General features: G+C 63.1%; 12 protein-coding genes and 1 pseudogene. 7 read left to right on the top strand and 6 right to left on the bottom strand.

All coding sequences use genetic code 11. The annotated features are described in order from the left end of the window. The first annotated feature begins 38 nt into the window (after window positions 1-38). Entirely contained in the window at window positions 39-1,226 is a 1,188-nt protein-coding gene (locus tag HQQ79_RS02700) for a hypothetical protein (RefSeq protein ID WP_173032406.1), read from the top strand. Window positions 1,227-1,498: 272 nt separating this feature from the next. Here HQQ79_RS02700 and HQQ79_RS02695 read toward each other — a convergent pair whose 3' ends face one another. Further along, window positions 1,499-2,986 carry a histone-like nucleoid-structuring protein Lsr2 gene (locus tag HQQ79_RS02695; protein WP_173032405.1) on the bottom strand — a complete coding sequence of 496 codons (1,488 nt, stop codon included), beginning with the start codon at window positions 2,984-2,986 and terminating at the stop codon, window positions 1,499-1,501. A 682-nt stretch (window positions 2,987-3,668) separates the two neighbouring features. Between HQQ79_RS02695 and HQQ79_RS02690 the strand changes: the two genes are divergently transcribed. From HQQ79_RS02690 to HQQ79_RS19085, 6 genes and pseudogenes are all read left to right on the top strand, one after another. Continuing rightward, window positions 3,669-4,184 carry an ImmA/IrrE family metallo-endopeptidase gene (locus tag HQQ79_RS02690; protein WP_173032404.1) on the top strand — a complete coding sequence of 172 codons (516 nt, stop codon included), beginning with the start codon at window positions 3,669-3,671 and terminating at the stop codon, window positions 4,182-4,184. Window positions 4,185-4,213: 29 nt separating this feature from the next. Next, window positions 4,214-4,624: a hypothetical protein gene (locus HQQ79_RS02685; RefSeq protein ID WP_173032403.1), complete on the top strand. Its 411-nt coding sequence runs from the start codon at window positions 4,214-4,216 to the stop codon at window positions 4,622-4,624. Between the two features lie 156 nt (window positions 4,625-4,780). Next, a complete protein-coding gene (locus tag HQQ79_RS02680; protein ID WP_173032402.1) occupies window positions 4,781-5,536 on the top strand; it encodes a hypothetical protein in 756 nt (251 codons plus the stop codon). A gap of 761 nt (window positions 5,537-6,297) precedes the next feature. After that, window positions 6,298-7,395, top strand: a complete 1,098-nt coding sequence (locus tag HQQ79_RS02675; protein ID WP_173032401.1) for a type I restriction endonuclease — start codon at window positions 6,298-6,300, stop codon at window positions 7,393-7,395. Continuing rightward, the gene (locus HQQ79_RS02670) at window positions 7,392-7,637 is read left to right on the top strand and encodes a hypothetical protein (RefSeq protein ID WP_173032400.1); all 246 of its coding nucleotides are present in this window, start codon (window positions 7,392-7,394) and stop codon (window positions 7,635-7,637) included. Before HQQ79_RS02675 ends, HQQ79_RS02670 begins: the two co-directional genes overlap by 4 nt. A gap of 447 nt (window positions 7,638-8,084) precedes the next feature. Further along, window positions 8,085-8,441: pseudogene (locus tag HQQ79_RS19085) on the top strand (Shedu anti-phage system protein SduA domain-containing protein); the annotation flags it as partial. A 129-nt stretch (window positions 8,442-8,570) separates the two neighbouring features. On the opposite strand, the gene HQQ79_RS02660 reads toward HQQ79_RS19085, so the two are convergent. The 5 genes from HQQ79_RS02660 to HQQ79_RS02640 all read right to left on the bottom strand — a co-directional run bounded on the left by HQQ79_RS02660 (window position 8,571) and on the right by HQQ79_RS02640 (window position 12,288). Continuing rightward, a complete protein-coding gene (locus HQQ79_RS02660) occupies window positions 8,571-8,936 on the bottom strand; it encodes a hypothetical protein (protein WP_173032399.1) in 366 nt (121 codons plus the stop codon). A gap of 20 nt (window positions 8,937-8,956) precedes the next feature. Next, window positions 8,957-9,550: a hypothetical protein gene (locus HQQ79_RS02655; protein ID WP_173032398.1), complete on the bottom strand. Its 594-nt coding sequence runs from the start codon at window positions 9,548-9,550 to the stop codon at window positions 8,957-8,959. Between the two features lie 207 nt (window positions 9,551-9,757). Then, on the bottom strand, window positions 9,758-10,123 hold the full coding sequence (locus HQQ79_RS02650) for an Lsr2 family protein (protein WP_254066126.1): 366 nt from the start codon (window positions 10,121-10,123) through the stop codon (window positions 9,758-9,760). Beyond that, the gene (locus HQQ79_RS02645; RefSeq protein WP_254066056.1) at window positions 10,120-11,553 is read right to left on the bottom strand and encodes a cell wall metabolism sensor histidine kinase WalK; all 1,434 of its coding nucleotides are present in this window, start codon (window positions 11,551-11,553) and stop codon (window positions 10,120-10,122) included. The genes HQQ79_RS02650 and HQQ79_RS02645 overlap by 4 nt, the downstream gene beginning before the upstream one ends. A 189-nt stretch (window positions 11,554-11,742) precedes the next feature. Continuing rightward, window positions 11,743-12,288, bottom strand: coding sequence for a hypothetical protein (locus tag HQQ79_RS02640; protein ID WP_173032396.1), 546 nt, complete (start codon window positions 12,286-12,288; stop codon window positions 11,743-11,745). Window positions 12,289-12,631 lie beyond the last annotated feature (343 nt).

Raw genomic sequence — 12,631 nt, 5'->3', positions numbered from 1 at the left:
CGCGACCACGACCACTTCGACGGCGAGTAAGCACGGGCATGACCGGTCCGATGATGACCGTCATCATGACGGTGACCCTGCTGTACATCACGTGGGTCCCGATTGTGATCGCATTCGGACCGGAAAACGACTCCATCGGCTCAGCCGTGGTCGAATTCGGGGCTCAGTTGGAGCCGGGGGCGGTCGCGTTCCAGGGGACCGCCCTCGGGCTCCTCAGCGCACTGTTCATCGCCAGAGTGATCGCGCCGGTGCCGGACGTCCGCAACCAAACCAGTGTCACCGTGGGTTCTGCCGCCGCAGGGCACTTCCTTGCCGGGGTGGTCATCAGCACCGCCGTCTTCACCTTCATCGGCACAATCCACGACGGCAAGAGCGCCGGACGAGTGTGGTTCGTCATCGTCCTCGCCGCTATGGCATTCGGACTCGCGCAAGCGATCAACGCTGACATCACCTTTGGAAGGAAACGGCAGCGCCGCCGAACCAAGAACGACCTCATCATCACGTCCTGGGCGCTGCATCGACGAGCAGCGGTCCTCCAATCGCACCCCCACTTCCGCCGGGCCCCGTATGGCCGCCTGACGGCTCTCACGTCAGCGGCCATCATCGTGTCCGCATCGGTCGGCACCGGCATGCTCGCCGTGGCCTTCCCCGGCGGTATCGGCGTCTCCCTCGCCCCAATATTCGGGTGGGCACTCGCCGTAGCCGCGTGGGGCACGTTCTGGGTCAGCTTGCTCATCGCCACAGTCAACGGGCCGGCAACGCCCCGATTCCTCATCGCTGTCGCCTGGATCACCGTCTCCCTCACAACGGTGGCACCTGCGGTCGCCCTCACGGCCGCCCCAGCGGATCCGCAAGCGGTGCCGTTCAAGGTGGCCGTAGTCCTCACCGTGCTGATCCCGTTCCTGCTGCTCCTCGGGAAGAAGCGTCAAAGAAACTCGATGCAGACGCTGCTTCTCGCGGTCGAGCTGCGCCGATACCGCAGGCACCGCTTGGTGCTGATTCGCGACTACTACGCCCTGAAGAAGCGCCGCCACGCGAAACGAGACAGGGAGCTCCGCTGGGAGGAGGCGGCGCTGCGCACGCTGCGTCGCGGCGTGATCACGGCGGGGCGTCGTGCCCTCCCGAAGCCGGCTTCCCTGGCTCGGTATCGACCAGACGCTGGCATCGGATCAAAGGACTGGTGGGTTGGGGCCGGGAAGCCGCCGATGTGGCGGCCGGCGCCGTAACCCCACAACGTCACGACCTGCCCCAATCGCGGTTTGCCGCCAATGCGACGACTAAATCGCCGGAAGGCCGCACGGTGAACGCCGAACGCGACCCACCCGTCAGTGGCTCCGGAAGCTTCCCTGGCTGCCGGTAGGACCATCGTGGTTACCTTCCGCTCCTGCCGTCCAGCAGTACCGCGTGGCCACCGGATCGATGTTGTGGAGTCGACCGATATCGTCGTTGTCGGTCGCGGAGCGGCTGTAACGGACTCCTCTGCTGGCAGGCCACACGCCTACCCGTGCGCGGCCGCGTACGCGTCGGTGACATGCTTCGGAAGGCGCCCCCGAACGCCCACTTCATACCCAGAAACAGCCGCCCAGGCACGGATGGACGACGGTGAGGCTGCCCCTGGAGACGTCGGCGTAGCGGCCGTCACCGCCCGCACGGGCACAGGCGCCGCGAGCACGGGGTGTCCTGCTGCCGGCTGCAGATGCTGCAGCAACACGTCGAAGATATCCGGATGCACGTGCCGGGTGCCGAGCTCCTGAGATTTCGCGAGCTTCCCGCCGGAGAACGACCCGTCGGTGACGAGCATCACCGTGAGTCGGGATACGGAGCTGATCACCCGGACACCGAGTTCCTCGGCTCGTCGTTCGAGGCGGAGGCGCTGCGTTTCGTCGCAGCCGGTGAATGCGACCCGGTCACCGACCCGCAACGGCTCACCGTGCGGCCACGGGTCTGGAAGCGGCCCGAGCCCGGCACCAAGTCGGGCGTGACGGGCGGCGTCTGCCCGGTCGAGGACCTGCTTCACCTTCGTGTCCGCAACACCGAGCAGTGACGCGACGCTCTTCAACTCACGACGCTCCTCGTGCGAAACACGCCCGTCGTCGACGGCCCGATGCGCCAGTGCAAGAAGGAACGCTTCGTGAGCTGCGTGCACGTCCGACGCGGACAGTTCGAACTCGGCGACCAGTTCCTGCAGCGCCTCTGCTTCCGTCTCGCTGATGTCGCCGTCCTCGAGCGCGTCGAACAGCATCTCCACATACGCGGTGGTGCCGACGGGTGCGCCCTCTTCGATGACTTCGAGAAGCGATAGTGCCGTCAATTGCTGCAGCAGCGGCGGCGTGGACGGCCTCGGCGGGGTGATTCGCATCGGACGAGCACGGACACTGCCGCCGGCAGCGCGTTGCTCCGCCGTCAGCGGCTGGCGTACCGGCGATCCCGGCCAGTCAGTGCTTCGAGCTGCGGCTAGCGCTTCCAGCAGAATCGGGTCCGGACCGCCGTTCACCGTCACATACGCACCGAGCAGACCGGCTGCCGCTCGGGCATCCCCTAGTGCCGAATGCGCATCCTCGAGCCGCACCCCAACCGCCCAGCAGCAGTCGACGAGTCGGCGTCGGTCCATGTCCGGCAGGTATGCGTAGCTGGCGTCCAACGTGCAGTACGCCGCGATCCACGGAACACTCCACCCCGCTGCCTTCAACTCGTTGCGAAGGAACGCCAAGTCGAACTTCGCGTTGTGCGCCACTACCGCGAGCCCCGACAGTGCTGTCATGACCGTCGGCGCAACGTCAGCGAACCGCGGTTGCCCGACAACATCCGCCTGCGTGATGCCATGAATATGGGTCGCACCGACAAGACCCTCAGGGTCAAACCGGGAAACCCACTCGTCGACCACGGCGCCCGACTCATCAAGCCGAACGATGGCGAGCTCGAGGATCCGATCGCGCTGCGGTGACAGGCCCGTCGTTTCCACGTCGATGACGGCGAAGGCGGGCATCTTCTGACTCGGGCTTGAAGCCGGGCCATGCGGAGCGGCCGGACCCTGAACGAGGGTGCGGCTCCGTCGTCCGCGTAGCCAGTTCCAGAGACCCACGACATCACTCCTTGTAAGACGAGATGCGCCGCCGGTGAGAGACGGCGCTCACGCAACGCTACGAGCAAGGAGCCGGTCGTTGGCGCTGCCCGTCACCCCAGAGAAGGGGTATCGAGCTGAGTCGCGTCGAACACAGAGGATGCTTGCGCGGAGGCTTGACGGTCACCGCCGGCAGCGTCAACGCGTGTGTTGCAGGGCAACAGGCGCGCTGAGCGCGGCGTCGCCGGTCAGCGCAGGGCAGACGGCCTCTCGGGCGGTTCAACCGAGCGGACGCCCGTCACGGACAGCCCGGGCGGTTGCAGACCGCACCGGCGATTCTGGTTAGCAGACCGACGGGTTGTCCGACCGGACTCGCGTTCGGCGTTCCCGCTGAAGTAGAACGATGTGTATCGCGGCCCAGTGCGCGTGCAGGAGCCCGGCCACTCGCCGCATAAGCACCGACATCAAGCGGCCCGGATCGACCGGAGGCGCGTCACTGACGGAATGTTCCTACTGGGTGCGGCATTCTTGACCCATGAGGGCACCGTCGGCGCCCCTCGCTACACTTCGCTCAGCGACGGACAAGGACTTGAGGGAGGAGTACTCGATGACCAGGCGACAGTCGGCAGCCCAAGCAGCACGGCGAGTCCTTGAGTCGTTCAGAGTTTCAGACCCTAACGCGCCCGACCTGCCCGTCGATCCGGTGCGTATTGCTCGGTCCCTCGGTATCAACGTCTACTCGGCCCGCCTCGTCCCCACGCTGTCCGGCATGGTGTCGCGCCTCGATCCCCAGGGTGGCACTGACATCTACCTGAACAGCGAGCACGCGCCAGTCCGACAGCGCTTCACCACTGCGCACGAACTCGGCCACTACTTCGCAGTCGAGGATCAGCCAGGCGGCGACGCCAAGGTGTTCGTTCACCGCCGCGACTCGTTGTCCGCGTGCGGAACGAACAGTGAGGAGATCTTCGCGAACCAGTTTGCGGCTGAACTGCTCATGCCGGAGGCTGACGTGCAGCGGCTCCACGGACTTGGTCTCGGATCGATCGAACTTGCTCGCCGCTTCAATGTGTCTCTTGACGCGATGAACTTCCGGTTGAAGAACCTCCACCTGGCTGCATGAGCGTAAGGCGCGGCGACGGAGCGGGCGCCATGAGCGGGGACGGTGTTGCTCGCGAACCCACCGAGGAGGATCTCCGAGAGCTCCGCAGCATCAGTGCGGATGCGACGGAGATGGAAGAGTCAGAAAAAGACTCTGGCCGCCCCGATCAGCCTCCGGTGCAGGCGTCGGATGTTCCGGGGCTCAAGGTGCTGCAGAGCCTGATGAAGGCGACACTGTTCACCGACTATTTCGCGTACCACGCCAACCTTCGTTACCTCGACCGGACGTCTCAAGAGCGTGTGGCTCGACTCATTGCCGCACATCCCCTGTTCTACCGTATCTGCCGAATGGCGGACCTGATGGCACGAGGTGGAATGCTTGCAATCATCACCCTCACTTTGACTGCGGTTGCTTGGGGATTCGTCTGGAAGACGTTTTTTGCCGACTATTTCAACGCATGATTTGGCTCGCTCAATGCTTGGAAGATGAGCTGGACATGCTGGCGCTCCTCGAGCCGCCGACGAGGAGAGGGAAGCGTTAAAATGACCGTTGGTGAAGAACCATTTCTTGACGTCTATATCTTCTCTGAGCCCCGAGCCTCCGAGATGGATTGGGCTATGGAACAGTCCATCGCCACCATGCCGAAGTGGCGTGTTCAGGGTGGCGACGTACGAGTGCATGACGCGGTCGTGAAGGCGCTTAGTGAGGCTGACACCTCGATCGAAACGGTGCAGTACTACGGGCGATTGGGGACTGAGGTTCTTCACGTGGTCCTCCCGGAAGCGGACGAAGCCGATGACCAACCGCGGCCGTGGACACGCAACTGGGACGCGTACGGATTGATGTACGGCGTTCGCGCCGATGGCGGATTGGTCGCCGACGGCGGGCTTATGTCCGACCTCACGATCGGTGACTTGCACCGATCCGCTGGTCGATTCGGGAACGGCGCGAACACACGCCTCATCGTGATTGCCCCGATGGGGCTAGGGGACGGCTCATACTTCCTGGACGTCGGTACTTTCCTGCTCGACCACGGCGTCGACATAGGCACAGTCGCGATCGGTGCATGGGCGATCGGGCGCAGGCACTGGCGAAAGCAAGCGACGCTGCGGAAGGTTCGCGCCGCGGTCCGCGTGCTCGAATACGGCGGTCTCAGTCAACCTTGGAGCATTCGGCAGTTCATCGACAGCGAAGAAGCGTGGCAAGTCGCTGACCTAGCTAAACTCCTTCGGATTCGGAACGAGAGTGCTCGACAGCTTCTTCTCGCGCTCGGCTACGAACGACGGCGTGACGGAGCATGGGTGCCCTCCACCTCTCGGCCAGCTCGCAAGCGCCGCCGGAAATGGGAAGACAGCGAGCGGTGGACACCGTAGTGGAGTCGACAGCGCCTCGTTGCCGCCACGACCGGGGGCCTCGCTGAGGCTTCCGATCCCCTCCCAGCAGCTCGAAACGCCTTCATATTGAGCCCGGAAGCGCTCGCGCTTCGCGGCCGAGGACGGATCGTGTCGAGCTCGGGTGTTCCAAAGCTGCTCCGAGCGGAGCTCAACCCACGTCTGACCAGGGCAAACCTACGCCAGGGGAAAATCTGGAACCCCGCAGGGGAACACCAGGTTCGTAGGCGCTTCCGAACGGCGGAAACTCAGGCTCCGACGAGATACGCAATCGACCCGCCACAGAAAACCCCCGTTCACACGGGGGTTTTCTTCATTTGAGAAGCGTCATCGGTGCATCCCTGGTGCACTCTCCTGCGCGCGCGACTCCTCACCGTGGTCGCCTCCTCCTTGGCAGCGTGGTCGGCCAGCGTGCGTCCGACCCGGTATTCCAGGCGCACTCGCCCGTTCCTCGAGCGCGAGCAGCGAAGCACAAGCCTTCACGTCGCTCTCCACTGACGGGCTTCGCCACCGTGTTGCGCCGCTGAAGCTCTAGATCAGCGCACAGATGTGTGGCGAAGGCTTGAGGGGGACCCTAGAGCCACAGGCGCACAGCCAGCCGCGACTGTGGCGCTGGGGTATACCCCAGAGCTACATGGGCGGTGCGACAGTCGCGAGTAACTCCTCGTCCTGCAAAGTGGAGACGTCAAATGAACCTGAGAGCCTTCATCTGCAAGAGCGTCTGTCTAGACAGAGGAGGAACAGTGGAGTTCGAAGAGCGTCTCGCTGCGCTGGCGACGAAGGTGCAGAACCAGCGTGAGGCCATCCAGACCGAAGAAGCGACGAAGAACGCGTTCGTCATGCCGTTCATCTCGACGATCCTCGGATACGACGTGTTCAACCCGCTGGAGGTCGTACCCGAGTTCACGGCGGACGTGGGCGTGAAGCGCGGTGAGAAGGTCGACTACGCGATCATGCGCGACGGTGAGGTGCAGATCCTCATCGAGTGCAAGAAGTCGACGGAGCCGCTGAAGATCGAGCACGCGTCGCAGCTGTTCCGGTACTTCTCCGTCACGAACGCCCGCATCGCGGTACTCACGAACGGCGAGGTCTACAACTTCTACACGGACCTCGATGCTCCGAACAAGATGGACGACCGTCCTTTCCTCGTCCTCGATCTCGCCGACATCGACGAGACGTTGCTGCCGGAACTCAGCAAGCTGACGAAGGACGTCTTCGACCTGGACTCGGTCATCAGCGCCGCCGAGGAGCTGAAGTACGTCGGGTCCATCAAGCGCGCCATCGCTGCGCAGTTCCGTGAGCCGGAAGAGGACTTCGTGCGCCTCTTCACAACTCGCGTCTACGACGGTCGCTTCACCCAGGAGGCCCGTACCCAGTTCACAACGCTGGTCGCGAAGGCATCGAAGCAGTTCTTGAACGAGCAGGTCAACGATCGGTTGAAGACCGCCCTCGGCGCTTCGTACAGTGCTCCGGTCGGCGCCGAAGCCCCGGCTGAGGCCATGACGAGCGCGGCGGTGGCTGAGGACGACCTCGATCGCGACACCGAAATCGAGACCACGCTCGAGGAACTCGAGGGCTACCAGATCGTCAAGGCGATCGCCTGCAGCGAGGTCAAGCCGGACCGCATTGCCCACCGCGACCAGAAGTCGTACTTCGCCGTCCTGCTCGACGACAACAACCGCAAGCCCATCGCGCGCCTGTGGTTCAACGGCAAGAAGCAGAAGTACCTCGGGCTGTTCGACGAGAACAAGGTCGAGACGAAGCACCCCATTGAGAATGTGGATGATATTTACCTAAACGCGGAATATATTCGAGCTACCGCGGCCCGGTATGAGTCATGACCGATTCGCCTTACGAAGACCCAGTGCTGGCGCTCCAACTCAATAGTGATATCGACCAGCAAGGCGTGCTGAGCGTTACACATGTTCAGGTCAAACGCGGCCCTAGAGCCTGGAAGACGGCATCGTTGTTCCACTATGGCGATGGTGACACGGGCGAGATCACTAATGAAAAGCTCACTGTTAAAACCTGGACCCGCAAGGCGGACAACGACAGTTATCACTTCGAGGAGCAGCCCAAATAGACTTGGAATTGCGAAGGCGCTGAGATTGAGGCAGCTCTAGCTCTAATCACGGCTGAGTTGCCCCACGACGGAACGTTCTACTTCACTCCCAATCGAGCTTCCGCGTTGCTTGCGCGAGCCTTGGCCGGTGAAGGTGATACCGCGGTTGCGGTGGTGAGTGAGTTGCTGCAAAAGCCCGCAGTTCGCGCTGCACTGGTCGGGAGCGATGCGGTGTCTTCCGCCACGGCGCTTTTGACCCATCAGAGTAGGTCAGCGGCGCTGGACCGCTTGGAGGCAGTCGCCCTCGATCCAACAAGTATCGAGAACGACTTGCAAAAGGCTTTAGAGGGTCAATGGTGGTTGTTCGGCGGGCAGTACATTGGTGAGGCTGGCCGGCGCTCCTTTCACGTGCTAGACCAACTCGATATTCCTCTGCTCCGCGCCGACGGATAGCTTCACGTCGTAGAGCTCAAGAGGGCGCAGATACCCGCCCTCATCAAAAAATACAGAAATCATTATATCGTCGGGTCCGAAGTTCATGACGCCGTTGGGCAGGCAATGAACTATCTTCGCTCCTTTGATGAGAGCGCCCCGATGATTTCGCAGGATTTCGGAGTTGATGTGAGGCGATCGTCAGCGACGGTCGTGATCGGGCACGGCGACTTTGTTGCTGGCGAGGCCTCGCGCAAAGATGTGTCTACTACACTCCGGACCTACAATAGTCATCTGTCGCGCGTACAGGTCATTACGTTCGACGACCACATCGATGGGGCCCGCGCCGCTCTCAAAGCTTCCGATTTGGCCGGTGAACCTGAGCTGACGTAAGAGGAAGCTATCGGCACCGAGGGACTCGCTGGCGCCCGAGAGGTACCGGCCAAGAGCGGATGCTGATCGATTCAAGCGTTGCCCGTCGCAGGGTCCTGGCGAATCTTGAAGGGCCGGCGGACGTCGCGTTCAGGCCGGGGTGAACGTGCTCGCGGTGTAGCGGTAGCCGCTCGGGCCCGGTTCTCGCATCGAGTTGATGGCTTCGTCTAGGTGGACGTCGAGCAAGCTGAAGACCGCGAGTTCTGGTAGGTCACGCATTGATCCCAGCTCGAGGTTGGTGGCCGCGCGCAGCAAGCTCGGCCAGGCCGTCTCCAGCTCTGTCGACGGTATGCAGACATCAACCGTGCGCGGCCATGGGGACCCGTTCTCGTTCATCCGAGGGGTTGGTGCGAAGACCAGGATGCTATCGCTGTAGCGCACCTCTCGGATGTCGCGTCTGGCCGCGAACCAGATGAACAGTTCGCGGTGGATTGCAGCGAAGTTGGTTTCCCTCATGGTCGTGATCGCTCCTTGGTTCAGCAGTGTGGGTCGCTCGCTCGACCGTTCTCGAAGTAGGAGGTGATGATGTTGTTGCTGCCGCGGCCGACGGGGATGATGGTGTCGTACGCGCGGATGACTTCGCCGTCGCTATTCTCCCGAACACAGAGGTACCCGCGGTAGACGTCCTTGTTGTTCACGTCATCGATCCGGGTTGACGCGGAGATCAGGTTCTCAACGGTGATGTCTTCCATGAACGAGTCCCAAGTCCCGGGCTGTGCATACTTGCTGCGCACGTTCTCCCAGTCTTGACCGTGGCCGTGGTTGATGTGGCGGAGCCCGAATTCGGCCTGCGTGCCGCAGCGGAGGTGCGCTGTGGTGCTGCTGCCTGGTCGACGTTCCCAGTTGTGGATGATGTCGTCTTCCTTGGCGCCGGTTCCGCATCCTGGAGAGACCAGCAGCATCGAGTTGAGGTTGCTCTGTTGGGCGGTGGTGACCCCTGGTACGTATACGGTGTACGCGCTATTTGGCGCGTCGTCGGCCTGCGCAGTGAGCGGCGCGGTGACGATACTCGCTGCTACGGCCGCGACGGTGATGCAGACGAAGAAGCCTCGAGTAGAACGACGACTCATTTCCAACCCCTTACTCGTTGATCCGGTACGTCGATCGTCGCGCCGTGCTGAGTCGGTTGCGTGAACCACGGGTGACTAACCGCTGAGGGAAGGTCCAGCCTGGCGGATTGTTGGAAGGGTTGAGAGCGGTCGAGCGTGTGTGCTCGGAGTTAACGAGAACAGCCGGCCGCCCCGAGGGGTAGCCGGCTGTCGCCTGGGGGACAGGCCTCAGTGTGCGGCGTCGTGCGCGTCGCGGACGGCCTGGCTGATGCGACCGCGAGACGAGACCTCGTGGCCGTTCGCGTTGGCCCAGTCGCGGATCTTGGCGAGCTCTTCCGAGTTCCCACGCTTCGGCGCACTGCCAGCAGTAGTGCGGACGGAGCGGCCGTTGGCCTTGCGTGCGGCGGCGATGAAGTCGGAGAACGTTTCGCCGAGCGCGTCGACCTTGTCGTCGGTGAGGTCGATCTCGTAATAGGCGCCATCTGCCCTCGCGCTCCAACCACAGCGCGGGCGAGGACAGCCGGCATGCCCCCCCCCCGGGGGGGGGGGGGGGGGGGAGGACGTCGGTGCGTGGCGTGCGGCCGACGGTTTCAGCCGGCTTTCCCGGTGTTTGCGTGCCCAAAACGCCGCTCTCGTTTAGTTATCTTGGGCTTTTCGGGGCTTATCCATGGAATCACGACGGTGACTTCCAGCCCGCGCGGGTCGAGATTACGCATTGAAGCAGTGCCTCCGGCTAACTGGGCTGTGGCTTGGACGATCGCGAGGCCGAGTCCGGATCCTCCGAGTTTCGGCTGGCCGTCAGTCGGTCGCGCTGTACGCGCCTTGTCCGGCCTGGTAAATCGGTCGAACGCCACGGCGATGAAGTCCGGAGGCACGCCGGGGCCGTCATCAGTGACCGTCAGCCGGGCGGAGCTGTCTTCCAGCGACCAGGCGACTGTGATCGTCCCAGATTCCGGCAGTGCGTCGATCGCGTTGCTTGCCGTGTTGGTGATGAGTTGACTCATGCCGCGGCGATCCAGTCGGAACACGTGGGGTTCCTGCGTTGCATTTTCGGCCGAGTCGGATCCGTCTTGCGGGTCGATGTCGAATTCGATCGTGATATTTTTTGCGGCTGCGATCATTCGTAGGCGGTCGACTGTTGCCAGTACTTCATCGCTGAGCTCTTCCCAACTGGTGAGCGTTCGCGACATCGAGTCCACGCGTTCGGCTTCGTCCGCTCGGGAGAGGGTGAGGAGGTCGTTCGCGAGTCGCGCGAGTCGCGCGACGTTGTGCTGCGCTTGCTTGACGTGAACTTGGAGTGCGGCGGCGTCGCCCCTGTCGAGTGAGGCGAGTTCCAGTTGCGTTGTGAGGATGGCGAGGGGGGTGCGGAGTTCGTGGCTCGCGTCGGATACCATCTGGCGCTCGCGTGCGGCAGCGTCGCGCGTCCTGTTCAAGAACTCGTTCAAGGTGCGTGCAAGAGCTTGGAGTTCGTCCCGGGCGTCTCCGACGGGAAGGTCGGCGTCGGCTTCTCCGGCGCTGAGTCGTTCTGCTTCGCGCCGCATCCTCGAGACGGGCCTGAGCGCGGCGCAGGACAACAGCCATGTCGCGCCGCCGAAACAGGCCAGAACCAGCACGCCGGCGACGACGACGCCGCCGGTTAGCGAGTCGATGATGAGCGCCTCTCCCTGAGCGTCACTTGCGGCGATTACGGTCCAACGCCCCGAGGCGCCTTGCGGATGGTCGACGACGACCCGGTACGACGAGCCGGCCTGGATCGCCGTTGAGGAGCCGTCGTCAAACCGCGCGATTTCGGGCAGCTTACGCAGCAGCGAACGCTGTTCGATTGATGAAAGAACACGCTTGCCGCTCGGGTCGAGGACGGCCACAAGCTGTCCGTTTCCTGGCGCACGGAAACTCGGGTCCGCTGAGCGTTCCACTTCCGTCACGTACGGGCTCGCGTCCGCGCGAAGTAATGTGCGGGTTGCATTCGCGACAACGTTGTCCACCTGAACGCGCATTACCATGACCAGTGCGGCGATGACCAACGCGGCGACCCCTACGCTCCCAAGCGTCAGGCGCGCGCGCAGCGACAGGTTGCGTAGGCGTCGAATCATCGGCCGCTACTCCAACGTGATTCGCCCGGTTGAGGCGGTGCATTGCGTGTCATGGTGTCACCAAGCAGAACAGATGGGCGCGTGACCGGGCAGCCGGTCTCGCGCCCATCCTAAGAGAATTTAGAGGCGTTGAATTCGTGTGATGGTCACCGGGTGGCTTCCGAAGACGATGAAGCCGTCCGGCGGAAAGCTGTACTGATGTCCTCCGTAGTTGATGTATGCCTCGCGGTCGCCCGCCGCGAAGCGCTTCAACGGGCCCCAGTGGCCGGACAACGATCCGGTGCCGGTGTAGCCATAAGGCACCGATGAGGTTGTTGTCATGCAGAGGCTGGTTGAAGTGCAGCCGGGTGACGAGAACGACAAAGCATCGGTGTGTACTCGCGAGTTGGGCTTGTACGCCGCTGTGATCTTGCCCGTTGCGCCGTCGACAAGCAGGTATACCTGGCCGCCGGACCACTCGACCTGGTGGATTTCCGCTTCCGTCTGCGTGCCGGCCAACGCCTGGAGCTGGGCGTCATACTGGGCGGTGTTTGGTGCGTTGCTCACCGTTGGTGTGGCTTCGAGTCCAGTCGACGCAGAAGCCATTGTGGGAACCGCGATTGCGACGGCGAGTCCGAGTGCTACCCCGAGCGAAGTCAACCGGCGCGACCTCTTGGTGATGTTCATAGTCTTCTCCCCGGGAGCCTGACGTCCGCAGCGCTCCTCGCACAAGCATGGGTGGGAGGTTTCGACAAGCCAAGGCGCGGAACCGCAACGCCTCGGCAGTGGGAGGGATTTGGCAGTTGGCGAACCTGAACCTTAGATCACGTTCAGGAGTAGCCGTTGAGCCTGCCGGGTCACCGGATCACCTTCCTTCGAGAGACCATCTCTCAGACTGGGCGCGGGGGTTAGGCGCGACGGGAAGGACGCGTATGAACAGAACACTTTACGAAAGTGACATATTCATGCGGCGTGCCGACTTGTGAACGTCATGTTGGCGCGGACCAGGACAACCGGCCACCCCTCGAGG

Origin of the sequence: Curtobacterium sp. VKM Ac-2852, assembly GCF_013205045.1 — a bacterium.
Lineage (GTDB): Bacteria > Actinomycetota > Actinomycetes > Actinomycetales > Microbacteriaceae > Curtobacterium > Curtobacterium flaccumfaciens.
The sequence above is the reverse complement of the archived record's forward strand: the minus strand, read 5'-3'. Positions and strand labels throughout refer to the sequence as shown.

What these genes read in the sequence shown, in the direction of transcription:
- HQQ79_RS02700 (WP_173032406.1), top strand. Translation starts at nt 39, where the DNA reads ATGACCGGTCCGATGATGACCGTCATCATGACGGTGACCCTGCTGTAC.
- HQQ79_RS02695 (WP_173032405.1), bottom strand. Translation starts at nt 2,986, where the DNA reads ATGCCCGCCTTCGCCGTCATCGACGTGGAAACGACGGGCCTGTCACCG.
- HQQ79_RS02690 (WP_173032404.1), top strand. Translation starts at nt 3,669, where the DNA reads ATGACCAGGCGACAGTCGGCAGCCCAAGCAGCACGGCGAGTCCTTGAG.
- HQQ79_RS02685 (WP_173032403.1), top strand. Translation starts at nt 4,214, where the DNA reads ATGAGCGGGGACGGTGTTGCTCGCGAACCCACCGAGGAGGATCTCCGA.
- HQQ79_RS02680 (WP_173032402.1), top strand. Translation starts at nt 4,781, where the DNA reads ATGGAACAGTCCATCGCCACCATGCCGAAGTGGCGTGTTCAGGGTGGC.
- HQQ79_RS02670 (WP_173032400.1), top strand. Translation starts at nt 7,392, where the DNA reads ATGACCGATTCGCCTTACGAAGACCCAGTGCTGGCGCTCCAACTCAAT.
- HQQ79_RS02660 (WP_173032399.1), bottom strand. Translation starts at nt 8,936, where the DNA reads ATGAGGGAAACCAACTTCGCTGCAATCCACCGCGAACTGTTCATCTGG.
- HQQ79_RS02655 (WP_173032398.1), bottom strand. Translation starts at nt 9,550, where the DNA reads ATGAGTCGTCGTTCTACTCGAGGCTTCTTCGTCTGCATCACCGTCGCG.
- HQQ79_RS02640 (WP_173032396.1), bottom strand. Translation starts at nt 12,288, where the DNA reads ATGAACATCACCAAGAGGTCGCGCCGGTTGACTTCGCTCGGGGTAGCA.